The following is a 26,953-nucleotide window of genomic DNA, read 5'->3' as shown; positions in this document are numbered from 1 at the left end:
ATTTTCCTACCTACTATCTAAGAGTAAAAGTTATTCCATATAAACATAACAATTTAAAAATTAATTTATCAAAGCTTAAAAGTAAAGATATTCCATGTAGATATAAAAATATAGAATTTATTATTAATGAAGAAAATCATTATAGAGAAAATTATGAATTATTATACAGTCATTTAACATTTTTTCAGAATGATTTAAATAAATACAATGTTAACCAACTATTTAGTCCACTTATTCTATTTTTAGATTATAGGAATAAAATTAGAAATCTATTAAAAAGTAAATTTAACGGGAGTAGTTATAAAGAAATTTATCTAATTTAAACTATAAAAGTAAGTGGGAGGTATTAATCCAATGATTATTACAGAAGAAAATTATCAACTGTGGATAATAAAAAGAACATTATCGATTGCCTTAATACTATCCATGTTAATTCTTATTATAGTTTCAAATCCAAAGGAATATATATATGGCTTACTTTTTAGTACATGCATTACGGTTTTAAACTTTAGACTTATGTGCATTAGCATAGAAAGGTCTTTATATATGGCACAGAAAAAAATAAAATTTTTATATTAGGAAATTATGCCATGAGAACTTTTATTTATGGTATTGTCATATTTATTTCGTATATAGCAGATTACTTAAATTTTTATACTGCTATACTGGGTTTATTTTCTGTGAAGATAACTATAATTTTTGGTGTCTTTTATAAAAAGGGCTTGTTTAAATTTATAAAAAACAATAAAGTTTATATAATTAAATATTTCGAGCGGTATTGTCAAAATGATATAGATTCACCGTAATATAGGAGGTGAATAGCGTGAATATGAACATAAATTTCCTATTGTTCGGCAAGGAAATATGTTTAAATGGTAATGCTATAAATTCTTGGATAATAGTTATACTGTTATCTATATTTTCAATTATTGTTGGTAGAAAGATAAAAAATACAAAAATTGATGAGAAGCCAAGTTCCATAGTTACTATTGCAGAGTTTTTTGTAGAGGCGGTTGAATCATTAGTAAAAAATACTATGGGTGAAAATAGAGTGGATTTTGCCCCTTATATAGGAACAATAAGCTTATTTTTAGTATTCGCTAATTTGCTTGGACTTTTAGGCTTAGAGGCTCCGACAGCTGATTACAGTATAGTTTTAGCCTTGGCAATGATTACTTTTATGTTGATACATTTAAGCAGTATAAATAGTAATGGTATAAAGGATTATTTAAAAAGCTTTACGGAGCCTACGCCAATAATGTTGCCTATTAATTTAATAAGTGAAATGGTAATACCAATTGCATTATCTTTTAGGCTATTTGGAAACATGATAAGCGGAACTATAATAATAGCTCTAGTTTTTAGTGCATTAAATAGTATATCTATGATTACTATACCTTTTATAGCACCATTTTTAAACGCATATTTTGATGTTTTTGTAGGCATTGTTCAGACCTTTATATTTGTAATGCTTACCATGGTGTTTATAAACAATAAAACGAAAAAAACTAAGTAATATTAAAATGAAGAATTGATTATTTAAGGAGGAATATAAATATGCAAGGAATTTCAAGCGAAGCATTTGTATTAGGTTGCTCAGCGATAGGGGCAGGTATAGCTGTATTGGCAGCTTTTGGACCAGGATTAGGACAGGGGTATGCGGCAGGTAAAGCAGCGGAAGCAGTTGCAAGACAACCTGAAGCAAAGTCAGATATTATTCAAACTATGATATTAGGACAAGCAGTTTCAGAAACAAGTGGAATTTATGGGTTAATTATAGCTCTTATTCTGATAGTTGTACGTCCTTTAATGCAAGCATTATAAAATATAGAATAGCGTGTAGTGTATTTTAACAATGCTCATGTATGGATATGTGATTTCATCCATGTTTACTGCATAGAAAGGAGTATTTAAGTCATGAATTTTCAAATAAATATTATGCCAGACTGGCCTATTTTCATATCTCAGTTGATTTCAACGACGGTTCTATTTCTTGTAGTTAAGCATTTTTTATTTAAGCCAGTTTCCGATATGGTTAATGCTAGAAAAAACAAAATTGAAAATGATATTTTTGAAGCTGAAATTCAATCTAAGGAAGCTAATATTTTAAAAAATCAATATGAGAAAAAAATAGAGGAATCGAAAAACGAAGCAAGAACAATTATAGCTTTAGCTAAACAAAGGGAAGATAAAATAAAGCAGGAAGTTCTTACAGAAGCAAAGATTGAAGTAGATGGAATGTTTATAAAAGCTAAAGAAAATATTGAAAGGGAAAAAGAAAAAACCATGGCAGGTTTAAAGCATGACATAGTGGAAATGGCCATGTTAGTAGCCTCAGCAGCCATTGACAAAAATTTAGACGAAGATACTCACCAAGAAATGATAAACAAGTTTATCGATGAGGTAGGTGAAGTGGAATGGATAGAGTAACTTATAAAAAATATCATGAAGTTTTAAATGAGTTAATGTTTGGTGAAGATAAACTTGATGAATTTAGAGATGAGCTTAAATTTATATCAGATGAGATAAAAAAAGAACCGCAATTTCAAATTATACTTGAACATCCAGAGCTTTCAAAAGAGGATAAAAAAGATATGTTAACTTCTGTTTTTGAGGAGAATGTGTCAAAATCAGTGCTAACCCTTTGTTACAATTTAATAGACAATGGTATGGAAAACTATTTTAATAGAATTGGTAAGGATTTTGATGATAAGGTAAATGATAAATATGGAGTTATTGAAGCGGCGGTTTATACTGTACTTCCCATAAATGCTGATAGTATGAAAAAACTTAAAGAAATTTTAACTAAAAAGCTTCAAAAAAGAGTTATTCTCTCCAATAAAGTTGATAAGTCTATAGTTGGTGGAGTTATTCTTAAAGTAGGAGATAAACTCATTGACGTAAGTATTAAAGGAAGATTAGATGATATTCATACGTCTATAAATAATTCAATTATTAAATTATGATAGGAGAGTAAACTTAATGAATTCTAGAAAAGATGAAATTAGCTCTATCATAAAGGAGCAAATTGAAAAGTATGAAAAGAAACTAAATTTAACTGAAGCAGACTATGATTTTCAATCTAATGGAATAAATGCATTAAAAATAAATTCAATAATAAAAGAGCAACTTAAAAAATATGAAAAACAACTTAATGTGTTAGACGCAGGTACTGTTATTCAAATTGGAGACGGTATTGCAAGAATTCATGGATTAGAAAAATGTATGGCTTCAGAATTATTAGAATTTCCAAATCAAGTATATGGTATGGTCCTCAATCTTGAAGAAGATAATGTAGGCTGTGTACTATTAGGACCTAGCGAAAATATAAGAGAAGGGGATATAGTAAAAAGAACGGGAAGAATTGTAGAGATCCCAGTAGGAGACGCATTGGTTGGAAGAGTAGTTAATGCTCTTGGCGAACCAATAGATGGTAAAGGAACTATTAATACGGACAAGTTTAGACCTATTGAAGCGGAGGCGTCTGGAGTTATTGAAAGAAAATCTGTAACTGTACCTTTACAAACAGGAATAAAGGCTATTGATTCTATAATTCCTATTGGTAGAGGTCAAAGAGAACTTATTATAGGTGACAGACAAACTGGAAAAACTGCATTGGCAATAGATACAATTATAAATCAAAAAGATCAAGATGTTATATGTATTTATGTGGCCATTGGACAAAAGAGATCTACGGTAGCTCAATTAATAGATACTTTGGAAAAAAACGAAGCTATGGAATATACAATTATAGTATCTGCTACAGCAAGTGAGGTAGATGCAATGCAATATATAGCCCCTTATTCAGGAGTGTCTATAGCAGAAGAATTCATGTACAATGGGAAGGACGTGTTGATTGTATATGATGATTTATCAAAACATGCAGTTGCCTATCGTACCATGTCTCTCCTTTTGAGGAGACCACCGGGACGTGAAGCATATCCAGGGGACGTATTTTATTTGCATTCCAGGTTACTCGAAAGGGCAGCAAGGCTTAATGATGAAAATGGTGGAGGATCTATAACGGCATTGCCAATAGTAGAAACTCTTGCAGGAGATATCTCAGCCTATATCCCAACAAATATAATATCTATAACGGATGGTCAAATATTTTTAGAACAGGAATTATTTTCTTCAGGACAAAGACCAGCAGTGAATTCTGGCTTGTCAGTATCAAGAGTAGGTGGTGCTGCTCAAACTAAGGCTATGAAAGAGGTATCTAGTGGACTTAAACTTGAACTTGCGCAATACAGGGAACTTCTATCCTTTGCACAGTTTGGATCGGAGCTTGATAAGGAAACCCAAAAAACATTGTCATATGGGGAGAGGATAATGGAAATATTAAAGCAACCTCAGTATTGTCCTATGTTAATGGAAAGGCAAGTAATGCTTCTATATGTGGTATGTAATAAATATATTAATGATATTCCTATAGAAAAAATTAAGGTTTTTGAAAAGGAATTTTTAGAATTTATGAAAAATAATTATTCACATGTAGAGAAAGAAATAGCTAGTGCTAAAAAGCTTACTGAAGAAATGGAATCTGAGCTTATAAAAGCTATAGAGGAATTTTTGAGGCTCTTCAAATGAAAATGATGTAAGAAGAGAGGTGGAAGTATGGCTCAAGGGATGAAAGAAATTAAAAGAATGATAAAAAGTGTGAATAGCACAAAAGAAATAACCAGAGCAATGGAGCTTGTTTCATCATCTAAACTCAGACAGGCTAGAAAGCGCTTAGAAAGATTAGAGTCATATCAGAAAATCGTGCTTAAAAGTATTAATGGACTTCTGACCTCCGTAGCTAAGTTAGCTTATCCTGAGGATGAAAAAAGAGAAGCAAAATGCAAGCTATTTATTGTAATAACTTCTGATAAAGGTTTGGCAGGTGGATATAACAATAATGTGTTAAAACTTACTGAAAATATTATTGAAGATAAGGAACAGGCATTAGTTATACCTATAGGCCAAAAAGGTATAGACTATTTTACTAGAAATAACTATGAAATAGTAGAAAGTTTTGACCTTATATCAGAGAATCCACAATTTACAGATGCAGTTAATATAGGCAATCTTGCTATAGATTTATATAAAAAGCACCAAGTATGTGAGATAAATCTAGTATATACTACTTTTAAAAATGCATTATCTCAAATACCTACTTTAGTAAGACTTCTTCCAGTAGAGACTGTGGAATCTGAAAATACTAATAAAAGTATTCAGATAGAATGCGAACCATCACCAGAAGCAGTGCTAGATTATTTGATTTCTAAATTTATTCATATTTCTATATATGGTGCTTTGGTTGAATCTTCTGTTAGCGAACAAGGAGCAAGAAGGGTATCTATGGAATCAGCAACTAATAATGCTGAAGAAATGATAGCTGATCTTGAATTAGGATATAATCGAGCTCGACAAACCTCAATAACTAGAGAAATAACAGAAATTGTAGGTGGTGCAGAAGCTCTTAAATAAATAAGCAGAGGAGGAAATCGGATGTTAGAAAAGAACACGGGCAAAGTAGTTCAAGTTATTGGACCTGTGTTAGATATAAGATTTAATAAGGATAATATGCCTAAGCTTTTAAATATTATTGAAATAAAAGATGATAATAATAAAGTATTAGCGGAAGTAGCTCAACATATAGGTGAAGATACAGTAAGGTGCATTGCCATGTCTTCGACAGATGGACTTATAAGAGGTATGGAAGCAATAGATACAGAAGCGCCAATCAAAGTTCCAGTGGGTGATGTAACTTTAGGAAGACTTTTTAATGTACTTGGAGAAACCATAGATAAACGCGGTGAATTAATTGCTGATGAATATATGCCTATCCATAGAGAGGCACCGCTACTCGAAGAACAACAAACAGCTACTGAAATATTTGAAACTGGAATAAAAGTTATCGATTTAATGACGCCTTATGCAAAAGGTGGTAAAATTGGTCTTTTCGGTGGAGCGGGAGTTGGAAAGACAGTTTTGATTCAAGAACTTATTAACAACATTGCAAAAGAGCATGGAGGATTATCAGTATTTACTGGTGTTGGAGAGAGAACTAGAGAAGGTAATGATCTTTACCATGAGATGAAAGATTCAGGAGTTATAGATAAAACTGCCTTGGTATTTGGTCAGATGAATGAACCACCGGGAGCAAGAATGAGAGTTGCACTAACAGGACTTACTATGGCAGAATATTTTAGAGATAGTAAAGGGCAAGATGTTCTACTATTTATAGATAATATCTTTAGATTTACTCAAGCGGGATCTGAGGTATCAGCACTTCTTGGACGTATTCCAAGTGCTGTTGGTTATCAACCTACTTTAGCAACAGAAATGGGACAATTACAAGAAAGAATTGCATCTACAAAAACAGGTTCCATTACTTCTGTTCAAGCAGTTTATGTACCAGCGGATGACTTAACAGACCCAGCTCCAGCAACAACATTTTCTCATTTAGATGCAACTACTGTTCTCTCGCGTACGATTTCGGGACTAGGGATATATCCAGCAGTAGACCCTTTAGATTCAACATCTAGAATTTTGGATCCTCTAATTGTTGGAGAAGAACACTATCATGTAGCTCGTGAAGTACAAAGAGTTCTTCAAAGGTACAAGGAGTTGCAGTATGTTATAGCAGTATTGGGTATGGATGAATTATCAGAAGCGGACAAGCTAACTATAGCTCGAGCTAGGAGAATTCAACGTTTCCTATCTCAACCATTTAGCGTAGCAGAGCAATTTACAGGAATACCTGGAGAATATGTACCTTTAAAGGAAACAATAAGAGGATTTAAGGAGATACTTGAAGGAAAGCATGATGATCTTCCAGAAGCAGCATTTTTATTTGTAGGTACCATAGACCAAGCTGTAGAAAAGGCTAAAAAAATAAAAAATTAGGAGGATTTAAATGGCTTTATTTTCACTAAAAGTAGTAACTTCTAATGGAATTTTTTTTGACGAAGATGTAAATATGGTTATATTAAGATGTGTAAATGGAGATCTTGGAATATTAAAAGGTCATGCTCCATTAATATCTCTTATAGGTATCGGAAAGCTAAGGATTAAGCAGAATGGAAAATTTACAGAAGCAGCCATTGCTGGTGGGTATGTAGAAATAAATAAAGAAAATGTATTAATAGTTTGCGATGCTGTTGAATGGCCGAATGAGATAGATATAGAGAGAGTTAAAAAAGCAAAAGAAAGAGCTGAAGAACGACTAAAAAATCCTGATGGCATTGATATTGAAAGGGCGGAAGTAGCTTTGAAAAGGGCTATAAACCGAATTAATATAACAGAGATTCAATAAAAATATACAAATAAGGCACTATCAATTTATAAAAATATTTAAATTGATAGTGTTTTATTATTAAGTTTCCGTTTTTGATGTAATAAATTTTACCTACATTAATAACAAAGTTACTGTTTGTATTTAACATTGTAAATGAACCATACTAAAATACACAAATATAAAAAAGGATAAAGACAGTTGATAACCAACCTGCATATAAACAAAATTAGGGCGTAACTACAGGGTTAGGTAATCTTTTGTTTATAGGCATTTTACGCCCTTTTTTATTCTGTAGGAAATTATAATAAAATCAAATTTGTGGATAACTTTGTCAAGTCGGAAAACACATAGTCTACGAAGTAGATTTTTTATTTTTAAAAATCTTTAAAGGTGAAGAGGAAGGATAATGAAGAAAATAGAATTAACCACTACAATATTAGTGGAAGTTATTATTATAGCTATACTTCAATAGATTTAAATAATATTTTTTAATTTAAGATATGGATTCATAATTATAGTATTTATAACAATAAAAATGAATCGTCCCTTTAATACATAATGATTTATATATAGCTATCTGATATTATAAGAATATAAAAACATTTAATGGAGGTGTTTATTATGAAAATATTATTTGTACAGTACCCAAAATGCACTACTTGTATTAAAGCTAAAAAGTGGTTAGTTGAAAATAATGTGGATTTTGAAGATAGACATATAGTTGAAAATAATCCTACAAAAGAAGAATTAAAGGCATGGTTACATAAAAGTGGATTGCCTATAAATAAGTTTTTCAATAGTAGTGGAAAGTTATATAAAGAGATGAATCTTAAAGACAAAGTCAAAACTTCTAGTGAAGAAGAGCTTTTAGATATATTATCTTCCAATGGAATGATTGTAAAAAGACCAATAGTTGTAGGAGAAGATTTTATTTTAGTAGGATTCAAAGAAGAACAGTGGGCGGAAAAACTTAAATAATTAGAAAATTATTAGAGCATTGGAGAAATCTAATGCTCTAATTTATTTATTAAATTTTTTATAATCTGTAAGCTTATCAAGCACTTTAAACATAAATATTACCTTGATCTCATTTAATGAAAATCCCATATTTTTAAGGTCAAAATATCTTTTAAAGATTTTTCACACCTCTCATCAAAAAAATATTGACCACCTATCTTTTCAAGAATTATTAGTCTTAAATCCATATAATGTCTTATAGTATTAATAATTATATTATTAATGTTTGAAAATTTACCTATTCTCGTATTATTATCTTTAAAAAATTACTTTCAGCCACACTATAAAAGTTTAGTTAATTTAATAACTATTTCTTTAAGTCTTAGTCATATTCCAATATAATTTTAAATTGATTACAATTTAATATAGAAAATTATGGGAATAGGGGGCGTTATTATTTTTAGATAAAACTATAGATTTATATTTAAAATAGAATATAAATATTTTTAAGAAATATAAATTAACTATGGTAAATAAGTTACTAAAATAAAGGATTAAGTAATAAATATAGCAATTGAGCGAATGTTTAGTTTGTAGGATTTCCATAAATATTTTAATAATAAATTTAAAATTGGAAACTACAGTCTAAATATTAAATTTTTTGTGGGTGTTTTGTGAGAAATTTGTGAGAGCTTTGAGAGAATATGGTTATAAGATAAAAGTTTCATAAAAATAATTTGCTAATGCATATAACTTTGTTAAGACATATGAAACTATGGAAAAGATGTCAGAAGAACTTATAAAAATGGACAAGATTAAAGATGAATTTGTTACTAAGACCTCTTATGAATTAAAGGCTCCCTTGTACGGGATAATTAATATTGTTGAAACTATAATTAAGGAGAATAGTAATTATTTAAAAGAAAAAAATATTAAAGCATATAATAATAAAACATAGCTTTAAGACTATCTAATATTGTAGATGATATTTTAGATGTAACTTTATTAAAAAATGGTCAATTAAAGATTAGCATATCTTTAGTAGATATTAAAGTTTGTACCAATATAGTAATAGAAGCCTTTAAATATATGATACAAAATAAAAGTATAGAAATTATTAACCACATAAAAGAATCAATAATGGTAAAAGCTGATGAAAATAGAGTAAGACAGATTTTATTTAATCTTATTAATAACTCTATTGCAAGTATGGATGAAGGCATTATAAAAATAGGTAGTAATAGAATTAATAATATGATCTATATATCAGTGGAAGATACAGGGTGTGGAATACCTAAAGATAAGCAGGGAAAAATTTTTGAGCCTTACGAATTTTTAGATTCAGAAGGGACTAGCTTAGGATTATATATAAGCCGTCAGTTAGTTGAATTGATGGAAGGGCAAATATATTTAGATTGGTCAGAGCCTAATAAAGGAAGTCGGTTTGTATTTTCAATACCTTACTGGGAGGGAAAAAGTAATTTATGTAGAGTAGCTAATAGAGAGGAATTGAAGTATTTCCATACACCAGCTTCAATAGATTATTCAGAACCAGATAATGAAAAGGCATATGAGAGCACAATTTTAATAGTAGATGATGAAATATTTAATATTCAAACCGCTTTAAATATATTAGGACGAGAAGGATATAATGTATTAGTTGCTTTATCAGGAGAAGAAGTCTTAGAAAAAATTCAAAATAATAAAGTTGATTTAATATTATTGGATATAATGATGCCAAAAATTTCAGGTATAGATGTATGCAGAAAAATTAGAGAAAAGTACTCAGTTATTCAATTACCAATATTAATATCAATCTTAGGAAATACCAATTATGATTTGTTTTTAGGTTTTGAAGCAGGTGCAAATGATTTTATAACTAAGCCTTTTGAAGAAAAAGAAATAAGAGCAAGGGTAAGAACTTTAATTACACTAAAAAAATCTATGGAAGATGTATTAAAAAATGAGTTAGCTTTTTTATAAGCGCAAATAAAGCCACATTTTTTATATAACGTAATAAGCACTATAATTTACTTTTGTTATACAGATAGTAAAAAAGCAGCTGAACTTCTTACAGACTTTAGTAGATATCTAAGGCTTACTTTTGATATAGATAACAAACTGATGATTATACCATTAAGTCGGGAATTACAATTGGTTGATGCATATGTACAGATAGAAAAGGCTCGTTTTGGAGATAAAATTGAATACGACATTGAAGAAGAGCTTATGGATGAGAAAATTCCATCACTATCTATTCAACCATTGATAGAAAGTGCAGTAAAACATGGTATATGCAAGAAAAAGGAAGGTGGAACTATATATCTATCTGCTAAAAGAAGAGAAGAACTTATTTATATCATAGTAAGAGATACAGGAGTAGGAATGTCAGCTAACAAAGTTGAAAGTTTAAAAAATATTGAAGATAAAAATAATGGGATAGGGTTTTCAAACATAGGTAGAAGAATTAGAAGATTAGCTAAAGCGGACATAGATATTTACAGTATTGAAGGAGAAGGAACTACTGTAACTATATCTATTAAAAATTTATAATTAAGGCATTTTAAAGAAAATAATAAATCATAGTTATGGCATATTTAATGTAGGTGAACTGTATGTGGGAACAGATTTCTTGTAGAACATAAAATAGATGATATCTTTAGTTTATTATTTTCTTTCAGAGGCCTAATATAGTATGGCTGTGGGGGATAGAAGTGATAAGAGCTGTGATTATAGAAGATGAAAAACCAATTTTAGAATTAATGAAAATAATTATTAATAAAAATAAACATTTAGATATAATAGGAGAATTTACTGATTCTAACGAAGCATTGGAGAGTATACAACAACTTTTACCAGATGTAATTTTCATAGATGTAGAAATGCCATGTATGAATGGAATAGAATTAGCTAAAGAAGTAATGCGTATTGATGAAAATATACAAATAGTCTTTGTAAGTGCTTACGAAAAATATGCTTTAGGTGCTTTCCAAGTTAATGCAGTAAACTATATATTAAAACCTATTACAGAAGAAGAATTAAATATAACGGTAAATAGATTATTAAAAAATTACAATGCAAGAAAAAGTTTATTAATGTCAAGTAAAAAAAATAAAATATATTCTTTAGGTCGTTTTAAAGTTTATGGAGATTTAGGAAAAGAGATTAAGTGGCCTACTATAAAGGTTCAAGAATTAGTTGCATATTTTATCTATAGTGATGGAGAAGAAATAGATAAATGGCATCTTTGTGATATACTTTGGACAGATTCACCACCTAAAAAAGCAGAGCATAATTTACATAGTGCTATATATAGATTAAAAACTGCTTTCAAAGCTGGCGGTATAGAAGATATAGTGAGCTACGAAAAGGGAAAGTATAGAATAAATCTTAATGACTTCTATTGTGATGCTTGGGAATTTGAAACTTTTATTAAAAATAATCCTCTAGTTAATGAAGGAAATATAGTTAATTATGAAAAAATCATAGATTTATATAAAGGAGTATTATTTGGAAGTGAGGATTATCTTTGGACTATGGAATTAAATGAGAAGTTTGATAGATATTATGTAAATGGTGTAAAAAACATAGCTAAATATTATATGAAAAATAAATCTTATAATAAAGCGGAAGAATATTTAAAAAAGGCAGTTAAAAAAGATCCTTTTGATGAAGAAGCTCATGAATTGATAATGCAAGTATATTCTCATGTAAGACAGAAAATTAGATTGGTTAGCTATTATAAGAATTTAAATAAATTATTAAAAGATGAACTTGATATAGAACCAAAAGAGTCAACTAAGAAACTTTATAAAACTTTATTAATGAAATTATAGCAGAGAATTAAAATTCTCTGCTTTTTTGTCTGTGATAAATCTGTGAGGGTCAAATATTACCATAAAAATAATGAGTTGAAATTTAGTAATATGAAGCTTTGCTTCATATTAGGATGATTTAATTCATATTAATTACTGTTAATGTCTTAATTACTTTTAGAGAGGTTTAGGTTATTAAGGCATCAATGCATGATCTAATTTACAAGGAGGAGGAAGATGAAACAGAAAAAAATTTCTATAATTGCAATGGTGATCACCTTGTTTTTTCAACTTTCAATTATTGCACCTGCAATTGAGATCAAAGCAGCAGAAATTGTAAACACATTTCAATTTATTACAGGTATAAGCCTCACAGATGCCAAAGGAGAACCTATTGACAGCCAGTCTAACCCAATTAGTAAAAATTCAGAGATTAAATTGAATTATACTTTTGCAATTCCAAATGGAGTATCAGTAAAACAAGATGACACTTATACCATGCAGATACCAAAAGAAATACAGATATTAAATAAGATATCTTTTTCACTTAATGATGAAAATGGTGAATCTATAGGAACATGCACTATAGATACTGATGGAAAAGTTAATATTGTTTTTAATGATTGTCCAGAGGAACACACAAATATTTCAGGAAATTTTTATGTGCAAGCTCATTTTAATGAGAAACAAATAGGAGATAAAAATCCTGTACCAATTATTTTTGAACTTGGAGGATCTGACGATTCTGTTACTATAGAGGTGAATTTTGAGCAACCTATAAACCCAGATACTCCTGTTGATAAAGAAGGAATTGATAATTCACCTATTATACCTGAAACTAATATTAAAGAAGAAGAGCCTGCGAAGGCATTTCAGTTTATTACTGGTATAAGTCTTGCAGATGAAAAGGGATATCCTATTGATAAAGATTCTAAGCCAATTAACAAAAATTCAGTAGTTAAATTAAATTATACTTTTGCAATACCAAATGAAGTACAAGTAAAGAAAGGTGACATCTATACCATGGAGATACCAAAGGAAATAGATATATTATATGAAATGTCTTTTCCGATTAATGATGGAAATGGTGAATCCATTGGTACATGTACTATAGGTACTGATAGAAAAGTTACTATTGTTTTTACCGATTATGCAGAGCATCATTCAAATATATCAGGATATTTTTATGTAGAAACTCATTTTGATGAGAAAGAAATAGGAGATGGAAATCCTGTAACAGTTACTTTTGACCTTGGAGGAACTGGTGATCCTGTCACTATAGAGGTGAATTTTGAACAACCTCAAACTCCAGAAGCTTCTATTTATAAAGAAGGATACTATGATGCATCTAAAAATGAAATCACATGGAAAGTAATAGTTAATCCAGAAAATGTGAAAATTAATAATGTACAGATTATTGATAATATACAAGAAGGTCAAGAATTTGTAGCAAATTCTGTTAAAGTTAACGGTAAAGATGCAAATAGTGAAGATTATAGCTATGATACAGGAAACAAGAGATTAGTCTATAACTTCCCTAATGTTATTAACACTGAGCAGATAATAACATTTAAAACTAAGGTTATAGATCCAAAGGTTTTTGAATCTGAAGGAAATAGAACCTACCAGTATAATAAAGCAATTTTGAATCATGATAGAGTTAGTATAGAGTCAAATGAAGCTTCAGTGGAAATTTATACAGATTATATAAGAAAAAATGGAAACTATGATGCAACAACAAAAAAGATAAATTGGATTATTTATGTGAATAATAATGCTCAATATATTCCAAATGCAGTGGTTACAGATGATATACCCGAAGGACTTACATTAACTAAAGGATCTGTAAAGTTAGACGGAGTTGAAATCACTGATTATACAATGGAAGGTCAAAAATTCACATATAGTTTTCTAACTGCAATTAATGAACCACATCAAATCACATTCTCAACAGATGTAACTGACCCAGGAGCATATAATTCTAACAACTCACAACAATATAGAAATACAGTTATTTTGACAGGGACTGGAGTTCCAAGTAATGCTTCAGATAGTAAAGGGGTAGGAGTTCCAAGTAGTGTTATAAGAAAAGATGGACTAGGATATAATGCGGCTACAGGAGAAATTACCTGGAGAATCATTATAAATAGTAATAAAACCACAATTGACAATGCAATAGTTAAAGATGAGATCAGATTAGGTCAGGAATATGTGGAAGGGTCAGCAAAAATTGATAATGGAGCACATACAAATGGCTTCAACTATATAAAAGCAGATCAAAATGATAAAGAAAAGACTGGAACTCTCACATATAAGTTTAATAAACAAATTAATGATACCTATACAATTATTTTTAGAACAAGAGTAACTGATCCTAAAGTATTTGCAGGAAATACAAATAAAGACTATTACAATGTTGCTATATTGAATGGTGATAATATACCATCTTCAAATCATCAAGGAACTCAAAGGGTTCAAAGTCAAGTAATTAATAAAGCAAGTGCGGAGTTTGATTATACAACTAGAGAAATAACTTGGAGAATTGTAGTTAATAAGAACAATATGATTCTTACCAACGCTCATGTTGCAGATGTCATAAGTGAGGGACAAGAATTTGTTGATGATTCTGTTATGATAAACGGAGATAATGCTAATAAGGCAAACTATAGTTATGACAAGAAGACTAATACATTAAGATACAATTTTCCTCCTAAGATTGATTCACATCAAGTAATTACTTTTAAGACAAAAATTAAAGATCTTTCAGAGTTTGCAACCAATGGTGAAAAGCAGTACCAAAATACTGTAACTTTGATCGATGATTTGGTACCAGGAGGTGTAGAAAGTACTGGAACTGCAAAGATAAAAAACACCATAATTGGAAAAAATGCAAATTATACATTAGGAAAATCTTACATTGATTGGGAAGTAATCATCAATTCAAATAAGGTTCTAATGAAGGACGTTTCTATAACAGATATACTTCAAGAAGGATTAGAATTAGATACTACTTCAGTAAAACTATATAAACAAATTTTGAAGTCAGATGGAACTCTTATAAAAGGTGATGAAGTTGCACTGAGTGAAAATAGTGTAAAGTATGATTTTGCAACGAGAGAATTTATCTTTACATTACCTGATTTAACTAGTGAAGCATATCTATTAACTTTCAGAACGGATGTTATAGATAAATCAAAATCACCATTTACAAATTCTGTTTCTCTTTTTGGAACGGGAATAGCTCAATCTTCAACTTCATCAGGAGTGGTTGTTTCATTCCAAGGATCCGGTGGCGGTGGTACTGGAACAACTGGAAGTATTAAGGTTATAAAGGTAGATGATAAAGATTCAACGAAAAAACTTCAAGGTGCAGTTTTTGAATTACTTGATTTATATCAGAATCTCATAAGGACTTCAGCTATAACAGGAGAAAATGGTGAAATTGTATTTGATAAGCTTAAATTTGATACTGACTACTATGTGAGGGAAAAAACTCCTCCAACAGGATATAAGTTAAGTAATGAATTATATAAATTCCAACTTAAAAATGGTAATGATAAAAAGGAAATAACCTATAATTATAAAAACGGTAAGATTACTGGCATAATAGAATTCTACAAGGTAGGGGAAGAAAAAAATCCACTTAAAGGTGCAGAATTCAAACTCTATAAGGATACTGATAAAAAGTTTGAAAATCCTTTAGATATGGCAACCAGTGATGAAAATGGATGTGTTCAATTTAAAAATGTAGAGTATGGAAGCTACAATATAAAGGAAACAAAAGCACCTACTGGTTATAATCTTTCTACTGAAATTATAACTGCAACTATTGATAAAGATGGATCTACAATACAGGGAAATCCATATGAAATTTCTAATAGAAAAATTAGAGGAAGTATAGAGTTTTATAAAGTAGGAGAATCTGGAGCTCCACTTAAAGGTGCAGAGTTCAAACTTTATAATAGTACGGATAAAAAGTTTGAAAATCCTTTAGATACTGTAATTAGTGATGAAAAAGGGCATGTTCAATTTAAGAATGTAGGATATGGAGATTATAATATAAAAGAAACAAAAGCACCTGCTGGATATAATACTTCAACTAAAGTTATTACTGCAACTATTCATGAAGATGGAGTTATAGTTCATGCAGAACCATATAAATTTCCCAATACAAGGATTCCAAACAATCCAGGAAATGTTTATGACCCAATAACAAAGGATGATACAAAAATTAGAGGAACAATAGAATTTTATAAAGCAGGAGAACATGGAAATATGCTTAAAGGTGCAGAATTTAAACTTTATAAGGATAGTGATAGAGAGTTTAAAAATCCTTTAGATACTGCAACCAGTGATGAAAGCGGACGTGTTCAATTTAGGGGTGTAGAGTATGGTGATTATAAGATAAGAGAAACAAAGGCACCTGCTGGATATAGCCTTTCTACTCAAGTTATTACTGCAACTATCAATAAAGATGGGGTTACAGTACATGCATCTCCAGATACAGTTCTAAACACAAAGATTAAAGGAACAATAGAGCTTTATAAAGTTGGAGAAGATGGAAGTATGCTTGAGGGTGCAGAGTTTAAACTTTATAAGGATAGTGATAGAGAGTTTAAAAATCCTTTAGATACTGCAACTAGTGATGTAAAAGGACGTATTCAATTTAATAATGTAGACTATGGAAGTTATAAAATAAAAGAAACAAAAGCACCAAAAGGATACATTATTTCAGATAAGGAAATTTTTGTTGATGTAGCTGAGTATGGAAAAACCTATGAATTAGGAAACATTAAAAATGATAAAATCAAAGCAGTTATTAAGGTTAAAAAGCTGGATCAGCAAGGAAGAGCCCTTCAGGGAGCAGAGTTCACACTATATGATTCTAAAGGCAAGGCAGTAAATACTTCCATATCAGGAGCAGATGGAGTTGTACTATTTAAAGATGTTATATATGGAAACTATAAAGTTAGAGAGACAAAGGCTTCTAAAGGGTATATAGCATCACAAGATAAAATAGAAGTATTTGTTAATAAGAATGGTGCAACCTATGCTTATGAGTTTAAAAATAGCAAAATCAGAGGAACAATTGAAATTAAAAAGACTGACATAAATGGTAATGCATTACAAGGAGCAGAGTTTACGTTATATGACAAGGCTGGAAAAGAGGTAGCTGTAACAGTAAGTGATAAGAACGGAATTGCAATGTTTAAGAATGTCAGTTATGGAGCTTATACTATTAAGGAAACAAAGGCACCTAAGGGCCATAACTTAAATGATGAGATTTTGAAGATTTCAATTGATTCTACAAAGATACAGAGATTTGTTGTACAGAATGAACATGAAGGTGTTTTTATAGAAAGTACTTCAAATTTTCCTCAAACTGGAGGTCTTCCTCAAACTGGAGGTAGAATAAGTAATAGAATTTTAATGTTGATAGGAAGTATATCAATTCTTATAGGAATTGGATTCATATTTAAAAGAAAAGAAAATTAGACAAAGGTAGCTAATATTAATTTTAATAAAGTATGTCTTAAAATTACACTACTTTATAAATAATCAAAAATATAATGAACCAAACACTAAATTCTATAAAAGCTAATCATAGTTTAAACAAATAATCAGAAAGGATGTGTTTGGTTCTATTACTGAATATCAACAATAAATTAATAATTAATACATTAAGTAATTATTTTTATTCATGTGAAAATGTGAATATATGTTTAATGCTATATTATTGTATTAAAAAGGAGATACCAATGAAAATTACAGAATGGATGAAGAAAATATTTAATTCTTTAAGTGAAGGAATATTAATTATAGATAAAGATGAAAATGTATTATTTTTTAATAAAGTTTATTCCAGATTATTAGGTAAAAATCTTGATGATGCTAAAAGATTACCTATAAGGAATATTTGCCCAGAGCCGGTGATACAAGATGTAATAGAAACAGGAGTACCTAAAATAGGAGTTTTATGTGAAGAGAGTAATGAAGAATATTTCTGTAGCATCTTTCCTATTAATTCAGATAAAAAAGCAATTGAAGGTATATTTATAGTTATATTTTTAAATAGTGATATTTATTTAAACAAAAAAATTAAAGAGTTAGAAAGAGAAAATAAGTATTTAATGGAAAAGATTCATTGTACAAATGGAGCTAAATATACTTTTGAAAATATTATTGCTATAAATGATGCTTCAATGCTTACTAAAAATATAGCGCAAAAAATTGCACATTCAGATGTTCCTGTGCTTATTGAAGGTGAATGTGGAAGTGGTAAGGAAGTATATGCACAATCTATACATAATGAGAGTGAAAGAAGTAAATACCCTTTTATAGCTGTAAATTGCTCAACTTTGACACCTACAATGTTAGAAGGTGAATTATTTGGATATGAAGATGGAGTTTTTACTGAGGGTAAAAAAGGTAGAAAGATTGGCTTGTTTGAAAGGGCAAATCAAGGAACTATATTTCTAGATAACATACATGAAATGGACTATTCGTTACAAACAAAATTATTACGGGTATTACAAGAGGGCACTATTAGGAGAGTTGGAGGAATTAAGGAAGTTGATATAGATATTAGAATAATTTGTACTTGTGATGTAGATTTAATGAAATATACTGAAGAGGGCAAGTTTAGAAAAGATCTATATTATAGAATTGCAGCTTTCCCTATTCATATAGTACCCTTGAGACAAAGACGAGAGGATATACCATACTTATTGGATTCTTATTTACAAAAATTAAGTAATAAGCTTAAAAGAAAAATATCCTTAACGGATAAGGTAAAAGATTTACTTTATAATTATAATTGGCCTGGTAATATAAGAGAAATGAAAAATATTCTTGAATTTACATCTATAATTGCTAAAGATGGGGTTATAAGAGAAGAGAATTTACCAAAGGATATTATTGAAAACTCAGAGGAAATAGAGCTAAGAATTTGTAATCTTCCTGATAAAATTAAAAAGTTTGAAAGAGAAGAAATCATTAAGGCAATTGAGTATTTTGGTGATACTGTTGATGGTAAAAAGGAAGCAGCAAAGTGCTTAGGAATATCTTTATCAACTCTTTATTATAAGCTTAGTTAAAAATTACTTGTATTTCTTAATCTTAAAAAATACAAGCAGCATTGATTTAATAAGGTTTTTTAATAAGTAAATTAGAATAAAAAGGTTATTATTCTCTAAATTAAGAATAACAACCTTTTTATTTATTAGATGTTTTTAAGAGTATTTTATAATCTATAAAAAGTAAAAAGATTTAAAATAATTATTGACATTAACGTTGCGTAAGGGTGTAAAGTAGTGTTGTGAGGAGGTGAAGGTATGGAATATACAGTGCAAAAACTAGGTAGGTTAGCAGGTGTTAGTACTAGAACGCTTAGGTATTATGATGAAATAGGAATTCTTAAGCCGGCAAGAATTAATTCATCAGGATATAGAATTTATGGTAAAGAAGAAGTTGATAGATTACAACAAATACTGTTTTATAGAGAATTAGGTGTAAGCTTAGACAGTATAAAAAATATAATCACTTCACCTTCCTTTGATGGAGTAGCTGCACTTAGAGAACACCGGGAAAAACTCCTAGAAAAAAGAAAACAGTTAGATTTGTTAATAGCTAATGTGGATAAAACCATAAGCTTAACAGAAGGGAGGATCAAAATGAGTGATCAAGAAAAATTTGAAGGTTTTAAACAAAAAATGATTGATGATAATGAGAAAAAGTATGGTAAAGAAATTCGAAAAAAATATGGGAATGATGTAATTGATAAATCCAATAAAATGATCAAAGGCATGACTGAGGAGCAATATAAACAGTTGGAAGAACTAGGTGAAACTGTAATTGATACACTGAAAGCAGCCTTTGCAACTGGCGATCCAGCAGGTGAGCTTGCACAAAAAGCAGCGGATTTGCATCGTCAATGGCTAAATTATTCTTGGGATCATTATACTAAAGAGGCACATGCAGGTCTTGCACAAATGTACGTTGATGATGAAAGATTTAGGTTATATTACGATAAAGATCAGCCAGGAACTGCAGCATTTTTAAGAGATGCGATTCTTGTTTATACAGGTATGAAAGAATAGTATTTGCAATATAAAAGAAAAAGCGATTGGTTAAAGCCAGTCGCTTTTTTTAGGTAAAAGTTATAAAAGAATTTCAAGATAATAGTTATAATGCTAATAATCTTAAAAAAAGTGTTTTTTAGTTTCATATAAAAAATGTACTAGAGTAAAAAAGTAGAGTTAGCAATAGAATTAAAAGTAGCTAAAAGGAAATAATAAAAAAGAAAAAATATTTGGGGAGGACAGTTATATGGAAAAGCTTAAAGATGCCATTGAGAGAATAAAGATACTTCAATGTCCAACAGGTGATGTGGAAAATAGAGTTACTGGAATACTTGAGGATTATGGAGTGGCAGATAAAAAAGAAATAACTATAAATAGAAATGAAGAGCTAGATAATATTGATGCAGAAGCCTATAGTATACAAATTGGTGAAAATAAAGAATCTATTGTGGTTTTAGCCAGAACAGGGATGGATGATTATGTGGCTGAGGTTGTAGATGTTTATATGAATTAAACTATAAAAACGTCCAATGATATTGTGACTTAGCATTTTTATTTCCTTTTTATGAATAAAGAAAAAAATTCATTAAAAGCAACATAAATAAAATATGAAGTTCTATATAACAATACATTTCTAATGTTGAGGATATTATTTAGGAGAGGAGGTATTATTGTGGAAAAAGATAAAATTAAGGATAGTTTTATGGAATTACCTATTGAAAAACATGAAACAGCTGCTTGGGCTAATATTCATAAAACTAAACCAGTTTCTAGAGTTACTGTACCTAGCGAAAGAAGTGTAAAAAATGCTAAAGAATATGTAGATGGAAATGAGAAATAAATAAAATAATTACTTTAAAATAAAAATTAACTTATAGCGAAGTAATAAAAAAGTCTAACTTTTGGGTCGCAGGACACAAGGTTAGACTTTTTTAAAATTCTAAGTTTTTAATATTGCATTTCTGCTAATCTTCTATAGATATCATATCTTTCACGAGCATGAGCTTCTGATAGTTTAAACATTTCTTCAGCACTATCAGGGAAAGTCTTCATTAAAGAAGAGTAACGTATTTCTCCAGTGATAAAGTCTCTATAGGATTCTTTAGGCTCTTTAGAATCTAATATAAATGGATTCTTACCTTCATTTTTTAGCAAAGGATTATATCTGTATAGATGCCAATATCCCGATTCTACTGCTTTTCTTTCTTCTGCTATACTAGTTCCCATTCCAGTTTTAATTCCATGGCTTATACAAGGTGCATAAGCAATAATTAATGATGGACCTTTATGAGCTTCAGCTTCCGTAATAGCTTTAATAGTATGATTCATATTGGCACCCATAGATATTTGAGTTACATAAACATCGCCATAAGTCATAGCCATTAATCCAAGGTCTTTCTTTCTTAATCTTTTGCCTGCTGCAGCAAACTTAGCTACTGCACTAGTAGGAGTTGCTTTTGAGGACTGTCCTCCAGTATTTGAATATATTTCTGTATCCATTACAAATATATTTACGTCACCACCTAAAGACAACACATGATCTAATCCGCCATATCCTATATCATATGCCCAGCCATCTCCACCAATTAACCAGTGAGATTTTTTAATTAGGTAGTCTTTTTTATCCATTATTTCTTTTAAAACATTAACTTCATTATAATTTTCTTTATTTATAGCTTTTAATATTTTTGCAGTAGCTGCTTTTGAAATATCAGCATCATCAATTCCTTCTAACCATTCCTTAAAGGCTTCCTTCAGTTCAGCGTTAATTTCCATTGTTAATGCTTCTTTCATTAAATCAGCCAACTTTTCTCTCATTTGTTTAACAGCTAGGAACATTCCATATCCATATTCAGCATTGTCTTCAAATAATGAATTACCCCAAGAAGGTCCTTTGCCAAGAGCGTTTGTAGTATAAGCCATAGATGGTGCACTAGCTCCCCAAATAGAAGAACAACCTGTGGCATTAGCAATCATCATTCTATCTCCGTAAAGCTGAGTTAATAGTTTTATGTAAGGTGTTTCGCCACAGCCAGGACAAGCACCATGGAATTCTAATAATGGTTTTGCAAATTGACTTCCTTTTAATGTGTGTAAACTCATTAAACCCTCTTTAGTAGTAATATTATTAATAGCAAATTCAAAGTTTTCACTTTGTTCTTTAATTTGTTCTTCTGCAGGTTTCATTATTAAAGCTTTACCTGGAGCAGGACATATATCTGCACAGTTACTGCAGCCAGTACAATCAAGTGGGCTTATTTGAATACGATAGTGTAAATCTTCAAAGCCTTTACCTAGTGGTTTTTTAGTTACAAAGGTATCTGGTGCTTTTTCTTTTTCTTCATTGTTTAGTAAACAAGCTCTTATTACAGAATGAGGACAAACGTAAGAGCATTGATTACATTGAATACATTTATCAATTTGCCATTCAGGAATCATAACAGCAATACCACGTTTTTCATAAGCTGTTACACCTGGAGGATAAGACCCATCTTCCATACCATTAAAGGCACTGACAGGAAGTTCATCACCTTCATGTCTTGCCATAGGTCTTTCAATCTTTTCAATAAATTCAGGTACTTCTTTTTTAGCTATATTTGTATCCTCTGAGTTTACCCAATTTGTAGGAACATTGACTTTATGAATTGCTGTTACACCACTATTAATAGCTGCTTTATTTGCTTCTACTATATCTTGACCTTTTTTACCATAAACACTTTCAACAGATTCTTTTAAATATTCTAGTGCTTGTTCTATAGGTATAATATTAGCCAATTTAAAGAATGCAGATTGCATTATCATATTAATTCTAGAGCCTAATCCTAATTCTTGTGCTATAGAGATAGCATCAATTATATAAAATTGGATGTTGTTTTCTACAATGTACTTTTTTACTGAAGCAGGAAGCTTATCATCTAATTCATTTTCATTCCAAGGACAGTTTAATACAAAAGTTCCATTTTTCTTTAAACCTTTTAATACATCTATGTTGTATAAGAAAGATTTATTATGACAAGCCACATAGTCTGCCTCATAGACTAGATATGGGGATTTTATTGGTTTACTACCAAATCTTAAGTGAGATACAGTACTTCCACCAGATTTTTTACTATCATATGAGAAATAAGCTTGTGAATAGAGATCTGTATTATCACCAATAATTTTAATTGCAGTCTTATTAGCACCAACTGTTCCATCAGACCCTAAGCCATAAAATTTACATCTTATAGTTCCTTCAGGGGTAGTTTCAATTATATCTTCTTCAGGTAAAGAAGTATTAGTAACATCATCTACAATTCCTATAGTAAATCTATCTTTTGATTCAGCATTTTTAAGATTATTAAATACAGCTAAAATCTGTGACGGTCTGGTGTCTTTAGAAGCTAAACCATATCTTCCACCAACTATAATAGGTTTATTTGGATGATTATAAAATACTTTTAATATATCTAAATATAATGGCTCACCTACAGAGCCAGGTTCTTTAGTACGATCTAGCACAGCAATTTTTTTAACTGATTTAGGAAGAACTTTAAAGAAATAATCAGGAGAAAATGGTCTATATAGATGTACCTTAAGAACACCTACTTTTTCACCTTTTTTCATTAAATAATCTACAGTTTCTTCTATAGTATCGCAAACAGAACCCATTGCAATAATTATATGCTCTGCATTAGGGTCTCCATAGTAATTGAAAGGGTGATATATTCTTCCAGTGATTTTTTCAATTTCTCTCATATAGTTCTCTACTATATCAGGAGTTGCATCATAAAATTTGTTTGCAGCTTCTCTTTGTTGAAAGTAGATATCAGGATTTTGAGCTGTTCCTTTAACTGAAGGATGCTCAGGATTTAAAGAACTATCTCTAAAACTTTGTATTGCGTCATAGTCCACAATTTTTGCAATATCATCATAATCTATAACTTCAATCTTTTGATATTCATGAGATGTTCTAAAACCATCAAAGAAGTGTAAGAAAGGTATTCTTGCTTTAATAGCGGATAAATGAGCAACATTAGCTAAATCCATAACTTCTTGAACATTTGATGAAGCTAAAAGAGCAAATCCTGTTTGTCTTGTAGCCATAACATCTTGATGATCTCCAAAAATTGATAGAGCATGAGTAGCAATTGCACGAGCACTTACATGAAATACTCCAGGCAATAATTCTCCTGCAATTTTATACATATTAGGAACCATTAAAAGTAATCCTTGAGATGCAGTATATGTAGTTGTTAGTGCACCAGCCACTAAAGAGCCGTGAACAGCACCGGCAGCACCAGCTTCTGATTGCATTTCAACAATCTTAACTGGTTGCCCAAAGATATTTTTCTTACCATGAGCAGACCACTCATCTACTCCTTCAGCCATGGGAGTAGAAGGTGTTATTGGATAAATAGCTGCAACTTCAGTAAAAGCATAAGAAGCTTCAGCAGCAGCTTGATTTCCATCCATGGTTTTCATTTGCTTTGGCATATTGAATTCCTCCTTATTGTAACTTAAATAACTCACATTCTTTACTAGTATTTACTAGCGATTAACATTGAATTCATAAATAATACAAATTAATTAATGTTACCTCTATAAAGTGATTTTTTCATAATATCTAGTTAGAATAAAATTAGTAGTTAATAGAATAAAGATTATAGAAAAAGAAATCTATAGTTAGTGAAAGGATGAATAATATGAATTTTAAGTTAGAAGCAAGTATTATGGATAGATATGAACTTAAAGAATGTACCAATCTTATGGTGAAAGTTTTTAGTAGTAAACCATGGTTTGACAAGTGGAAGTCAATAGAACATGCTACTAATTATTTAAAAGAATTTATGGATAATCCTGTGTTTATTGGATTTGTGATTAGGGAAAATGATAGCATAGTAGGTGCTTGTTTTGGACATACAAGAAGTTGGTATGAGGGTAAAGAATATTATATAGATGAATATTATATAGATAATAATTTACAAAATGATGGTGTAGGGTCAAAATTAATGAGCTATATTAAAGAATATCTGGCATCAAAAAGTATTCACTGTATTGTACTGATTACAAAAAAAGATGTTCCAGCTCGTAAATTTTATGAAAAGCATGGCTTTAAATGCAATGAAGATAATATCTTTATGTATAACATTTTTTAGTATAATAAGAGTTGAAAATTTGATTAACAATGATGCTATTGTTGATATAATTGTGTGAAAAGCTTATAAAAACATATATGGATTTATTAACCAGTTAAAATAAATAATTGAATATGAATATAACATATAAAATATGAATTAGTTCTATTTATAAAATAAAGAGAATCGATAAACATCGGTTCTTTTTTGGGGGATATATATATATGAAATTAAACTATATTTATATAAGGGACGGTTCATAATTATAATCAATTTATTATTTATTCTGAAAAAAATTTACAACTTCATTACAAAAAAATAATATGTTATATATATTGAATAGTTAAACTATGAAAAGGCTAAGGAGAAAAAGTATTGAGAAGTATTCAAAATAACAAAAAGTATTATCTTCACCAAATTTTAAAAAATATGTTATAGTATTTGTAAATGATAAATAGGTCGTTAATATTAATATATAGAAAAAATACTTTAAATGATTTCTAAGGCTTAACAAAGTTTTGAGATGCTTTTATGGTCTATATATTTAACATTTAGAGCTAATAGATGTAATTAAATAATTGAGTTTATTAGAATTAATAACTTATGAAGATAACAGTATGGAGGATTTGTATGTGGGATAACATAGTAAGGCAAAGAAGCAGAATAATTAATACGATAAATATAGGTAGACGAAAAAGAAGAAAGAAAACTAACATGTTTGGAAAAATATTTTTTTTAGGTTTGCTTATATGTATTTCATATATATCAATAAATTATTTTATTAAAGAAGATAATATTGCTTTAAGCGATTCAGAAATAAATCTTTATATAAATGCAGCTGATGATGTGAGCAAGGGAAAACTTCAAGTTAACTGGAAATACTTAGCTGCTATTGATGGAGTTAGATATAAAAAAGATTTTTCAAAAGCTAATACTGAAAATTTAAAAGAATTAGGTGAAAATTTTTTAGAGAAAGATGGTACAAGTAGCAAAAAAGATGCCTATAAACTTATAAATTTAGAAGATATATTAAATAAGTTATCTTTCAATGAAAAAGAAAAAGAAAAAGTACACAAATATTTAGCTGAGTTAGAACTTATAGGACTAGCAAGTGATAATTTAAGAAAAGATTCTCCATATAGGGCTTTTATTGAGGAACTTTCTCCTAAAGCCATTGAATTATATAATAAGCACGGAATTCTTCCTTCTATAACAATAGGTCAAGCTATATTAGAGTCTGGTTGGGGAAAATCAGATTTAAGTGTTAAAGCAAATAACTTATTTGGAATAAAAGCTGATAGCAGCTGGAAGGGGGAAAGCGTAAGTATGACTACATCAGAATATTATAATGATGTTATACAAGATAAATTTAGACGATACAAAAATAAAACAGATTCTTTAGATGACTATGGCAAGTTTCTTGTTGAAAATGATAGATATAAGAAAAACGGACTTTTTGAGGCTACTCAATATATTGGACAAGCTCAAGCGCTTGAGAATGCTGGATACAGTACTAAGCAAGATGAGAATGGAAATAATATATATTCTAATTTATTGATCAATGTAATAAAAGAAAATGATTTACAGCTTATTGATAATGTGGTACAAAGTCAAAAATAATTTTTAAAGAAGTATTATTAAAGAAAATTAAAGAAGTAGAGAAGACTTTTTTAGTTAAAAAAATTATATAAGGGACGG

Annotated in this window: 21 protein-coding genes; 20 read left to right on the top strand and 1 reads right to left on the bottom strand. The window is 29.7% G+C overall.

All coding sequences use genetic code 11. The features are described from left to right. Positions 1 to 829: 829 nt before the first annotated feature. The 18 genes from atpB (at position 830) to ACY1IQ_RS02270 (ending at position 20,979) form a co-directional block, all read left to right on the top strand. The gene (gene atpB, locus ACY1IQ_RS02355; protein WP_461612592.1) at positions 830 to 1,516 is read left to right on the top strand and encodes a F0F1 ATP synthase subunit A; all 687 of its coding nucleotides are present in this window, start codon (positions 830 to 832) and stop codon (positions 1,514 to 1,516) included. A 41-nt stretch (positions 1,517 to 1,557) separates the two neighbouring features. Beyond that, positions 1,558 to 1,824 carry an ATP synthase F0 subunit C gene (gene atpE, locus ACY1IQ_RS02350; RefSeq protein WP_039633733.1) on the top strand — a complete coding sequence of 89 codons (267 nt, stop codon included), beginning with the start codon at positions 1,558 to 1,560 and terminating at the stop codon, positions 1,822 to 1,824. 93 nt (positions 1,825 to 1,917) lie between these two features. After that, complete coding sequence (gene atpF, locus ACY1IQ_RS02345; RefSeq protein WP_461612446.1) at positions 1,918 to 2,430, top strand: F0F1 ATP synthase subunit B; 513 nt, start codon at positions 1,918 to 1,920, stop codon at positions 2,428 to 2,430. After that, positions 2,418 to 2,966 (top strand): ATP synthase F1 subunit delta, encoded by a 549-nt coding sequence (gene atpH / locus ACY1IQ_RS02340; RefSeq protein ID WP_461612445.1) that lies wholly within the window; start codon positions 2,418 to 2,420, stop codon positions 2,964 to 2,966. The genes atpF and atpH overlap by 13 nt, the downstream gene beginning before the upstream one ends. A 16-nt stretch (positions 2,967 to 2,982) precedes the next feature. Further along, the gene (atpA, locus tag ACY1IQ_RS02335) at positions 2,983 to 4,590 is read left to right on the top strand and encodes a F0F1 ATP synthase subunit alpha (RefSeq protein ID WP_461612444.1); all 1,608 of its coding nucleotides are present in this window, start codon (positions 2,983 to 2,985) and stop codon (positions 4,588 to 4,590) included. 27 nt (positions 4,591 to 4,617) lie between these two features. Further along, positions 4,618 to 5,472, top strand: a complete 855-nt coding sequence (atpG, locus tag ACY1IQ_RS02330) for an ATP synthase F1 subunit gamma (protein WP_461612443.1) — start codon at positions 4,618 to 4,620, stop codon at positions 5,470 to 5,472. A 21-nt stretch (positions 5,473 to 5,493) separates the two neighbouring features. Next, positions 5,494 to 6,894 carry a F0F1 ATP synthase subunit beta gene (atpD, locus tag ACY1IQ_RS02325; protein WP_461612442.1) on the top strand — a complete coding sequence of 467 codons (1,401 nt, stop codon included), beginning with the start codon at positions 5,494 to 5,496 and terminating at the stop codon, positions 6,892 to 6,894. 10 nt (positions 6,895 to 6,904) lie between these two features. Then, entirely contained in the window at positions 6,905 to 7,303 is a 399-nt protein-coding gene (locus ACY1IQ_RS02320) for a F0F1 ATP synthase subunit epsilon (protein WP_461612441.1), read from the top strand. 603 nt (positions 7,304 to 7,906) lie between these two features. Further along, complete coding sequence (locus ACY1IQ_RS02315) at positions 7,907 to 8,263, top strand: arsenate reductase family protein (RefSeq protein WP_461612440.1); 357 nt, start codon at positions 7,907 to 7,909, stop codon at positions 8,261 to 8,263. A gap of 754 nt (positions 8,264 to 9,017) precedes the next feature. Then, positions 9,018 to 9,200, top strand: coding sequence for a hypothetical protein (locus ACY1IQ_RS02310; RefSeq protein ID WP_461612439.1), 183 nt, complete (start codon positions 9,018 to 9,020; stop codon positions 9,198 to 9,200). A 131-nt stretch (positions 9,201 to 9,331) separates the two neighbouring features. After that, positions 9,332 to 10,225 carry a response regulator gene (locus tag ACY1IQ_RS02305; RefSeq protein WP_461612438.1) on the top strand — a complete coding sequence of 298 codons (894 nt, stop codon included), beginning with the start codon at positions 9,332 to 9,334 and terminating at the stop codon, positions 10,223 to 10,225. Between the two features lie 6 nt (positions 10,226 to 10,231). Continuing rightward, positions 10,232 to 10,795 (top strand): sensor histidine kinase, encoded by a 564-nt coding sequence (locus tag ACY1IQ_RS02300; protein WP_461612591.1) that lies wholly within the window; start codon positions 10,232 to 10,234, stop codon positions 10,793 to 10,795. A gap of 161 nt (positions 10,796 to 10,956) precedes the next feature. Further along, positions 10,957 to 12,078, top strand: coding sequence for a response regulator (locus ACY1IQ_RS02295; protein ID WP_461612437.1), 1,122 nt, complete (start codon positions 10,957 to 10,959; stop codon positions 12,076 to 12,078). A 216-nt stretch (positions 12,079 to 12,294) separates the two neighbouring features. Further along, positions 12,295 to 17,553 (top strand): SpaA isopeptide-forming pilin-related protein, encoded by a 5,259-nt coding sequence (locus tag ACY1IQ_RS02290; RefSeq protein ID WP_461612436.1) that lies wholly within the window; start codon positions 12,295 to 12,297, stop codon positions 17,551 to 17,553. Positions 17,554 to 17,816: 263 nt separating this feature from the next. Then, a complete protein-coding gene (locus ACY1IQ_RS02285; protein ID WP_461612435.1) occupies positions 17,817 to 19,154 on the top strand; it encodes a sigma-54 interaction domain-containing protein in 1,338 nt (445 codons plus the stop codon). Positions 19,155 to 19,391: 237 nt separating this feature from the next. After that, positions 19,392 to 20,156, top strand: a complete 765-nt coding sequence (locus ACY1IQ_RS02280; RefSeq protein WP_461612434.1) for a MerR family transcriptional regulator — start codon at positions 19,392 to 19,394, stop codon at positions 20,154 to 20,156. Between the two features lie 229 nt (positions 20,157 to 20,385). Continuing rightward, on the top strand, positions 20,386 to 20,652 hold the full coding sequence (locus ACY1IQ_RS02275; protein ID WP_461612433.1) for a hypothetical protein: 267 nt from the start codon (positions 20,386 to 20,388) through the stop codon (positions 20,650 to 20,652). Positions 20,653 to 20,811: 159 nt separating this feature from the next. Then, positions 20,812 to 20,979: a CDIF630_02480 family spore surface protein gene (locus ACY1IQ_RS02270; protein ID WP_461612432.1), complete on the top strand. Its 168-nt coding sequence runs from the start codon at positions 20,812 to 20,814 to the stop codon at positions 20,977 to 20,979. A 107-nt stretch (positions 20,980 to 21,086) separates the two neighbouring features. On the opposite strand, the gene nifJ is transcribed toward ACY1IQ_RS02270, so the two are convergent. After that, positions 21,087 to 24,614 (bottom strand): pyruvate:ferredoxin (flavodoxin) oxidoreductase, encoded by a 3,528-nt coding sequence (gene nifJ, locus ACY1IQ_RS02265; RefSeq protein WP_461612431.1) that lies wholly within the window; start codon positions 24,612 to 24,614, stop codon positions 21,087 to 21,089. A gap of 209 nt (positions 24,615 to 24,823) precedes the next feature. Here nifJ and ACY1IQ_RS02260 point away from each other — a divergent pair, with 209 nt between their 5' ends. Both ACY1IQ_RS02260 and ACY1IQ_RS02255 read left to right on the top strand, forming a co-directional pair. Beyond that, the gene (locus tag ACY1IQ_RS02260) at positions 24,824 to 25,276 is read left to right on the top strand and encodes a GNAT family N-acetyltransferase (protein ID WP_461612430.1); all 453 of its coding nucleotides are present in this window, start codon (positions 24,824 to 24,826) and stop codon (positions 25,274 to 25,276) included. A 693-nt stretch (positions 25,277 to 25,969) separates the two neighbouring features. After that, entirely contained in the window at positions 25,970 to 26,875 is a 906-nt protein-coding gene (locus ACY1IQ_RS02255; RefSeq protein WP_461612590.1) for a glycoside hydrolase family 73 protein, read from the top strand. Positions 26,876 to 26,953: the final 78 nt, after the last annotated feature.

This window comes from Clostridium sp. Marseille-QA1073 (assembly GCF_054863625.1).
The sequence above is the reverse complement of the archived record's forward strand: the minus strand, read 5'-3'. Positions and strand labels throughout refer to the sequence as shown.

What these genes read in the sequence shown, in the direction of transcription:
- ACY1IQ_RS02280 (WP_461612434.1), top strand. Translation starts at nt 19,392, where the DNA reads ATGGAATATACAGTGCAAAAACTAGGTAGGTTAGCAGGTGTTAGTACT.
- ACY1IQ_RS02305 (WP_461612438.1), top strand. Translation starts at nt 9,332, where the DNA reads ATGATACAAAATAAAAGTATAGAAATTATTAACCACATAAAAGAATCA.
- ACY1IQ_RS02255 (WP_461612590.1), top strand. Translation starts at nt 25,970, where the DNA reads ATGTTTGGAAAAATATTTTTTTTAGGTTTGCTTATATGTATTTCATAT.
- ACY1IQ_RS02310 (WP_461612439.1), top strand. Translation starts at nt 9,018, where the DNA reads ATGGAAAAGATGTCAGAAGAACTTATAAAAATGGACAAGATTAAAGAT.
- ACY1IQ_RS02285 (WP_461612435.1), top strand. Translation starts at nt 17,817, where the DNA reads ATGAAAATTACAGAATGGATGAAGAAAATATTTAATTCTTTAAGTGAA.
- ACY1IQ_RS02275 (WP_461612433.1), top strand. Translation starts at nt 20,386, where the DNA reads ATGGAAAAGCTTAAAGATGCCATTGAGAGAATAAAGATACTTCAATGT.
- atpF (WP_461612446.1), top strand. Translation starts at nt 1,918, where the DNA reads ATGAATTTTCAAATAAATATTATGCCAGACTGGCCTATTTTCATATCT.
- ACY1IQ_RS02290 (WP_461612436.1), top strand. Translation starts at nt 12,295, where the DNA reads ATGAAACAGAAAAAAATTTCTATAATTGCAATGGTGATCACCTTGTTT.
- atpD (WP_461612442.1), top strand. Translation starts at nt 5,494, where the DNA reads ATGTTAGAAAAGAACACGGGCAAAGTAGTTCAAGTTATTGGACCTGTG.
- atpG (WP_461612443.1), top strand. Translation starts at nt 4,618, where the DNA reads ATGGCTCAAGGGATGAAAGAAATTAAAAGAATGATAAAAAGTGTGAAT.
- atpB (WP_461612592.1), top strand. Translation starts at nt 830, where the DNA reads ATGAACATAAATTTCCTATTGTTCGGCAAGGAAATATGTTTAAATGGT.
- atpA (WP_461612444.1), top strand. Translation starts at nt 2,983, where the DNA reads ATGAATTCTAGAAAAGATGAAATTAGCTCTATCATAAAGGAGCAAATT.
- ACY1IQ_RS02315 (WP_461612440.1), top strand. Translation starts at nt 7,907, where the DNA reads ATGAAAATATTATTTGTACAGTACCCAAAATGCACTACTTGTATTAAA.
- atpH (WP_461612445.1), top strand. Translation starts at nt 2,418, where the DNA reads ATGGATAGAGTAACTTATAAAAAATATCATGAAGTTTTAAATGAGTTA.
- atpE (WP_039633733.1), top strand. Translation starts at nt 1,558, where the DNA reads ATGCAAGGAATTTCAAGCGAAGCATTTGTATTAGGTTGCTCAGCGATA.
- nifJ (WP_461612431.1), bottom strand. Translation starts at nt 24,614, where the DNA reads ATGCCAAAGCAAATGAAAACCATGGATGGAAATCAAGCTGCTGCTGAA.
- ACY1IQ_RS02320 (WP_461612441.1), top strand. Translation starts at nt 6,905, where the DNA reads ATGGCTTTATTTTCACTAAAAGTAGTAACTTCTAATGGAATTTTTTTT.
- ACY1IQ_RS02260 (WP_461612430.1), top strand. Translation starts at nt 24,824, where the DNA reads ATGAATTTTAAGTTAGAAGCAAGTATTATGGATAGATATGAACTTAAA.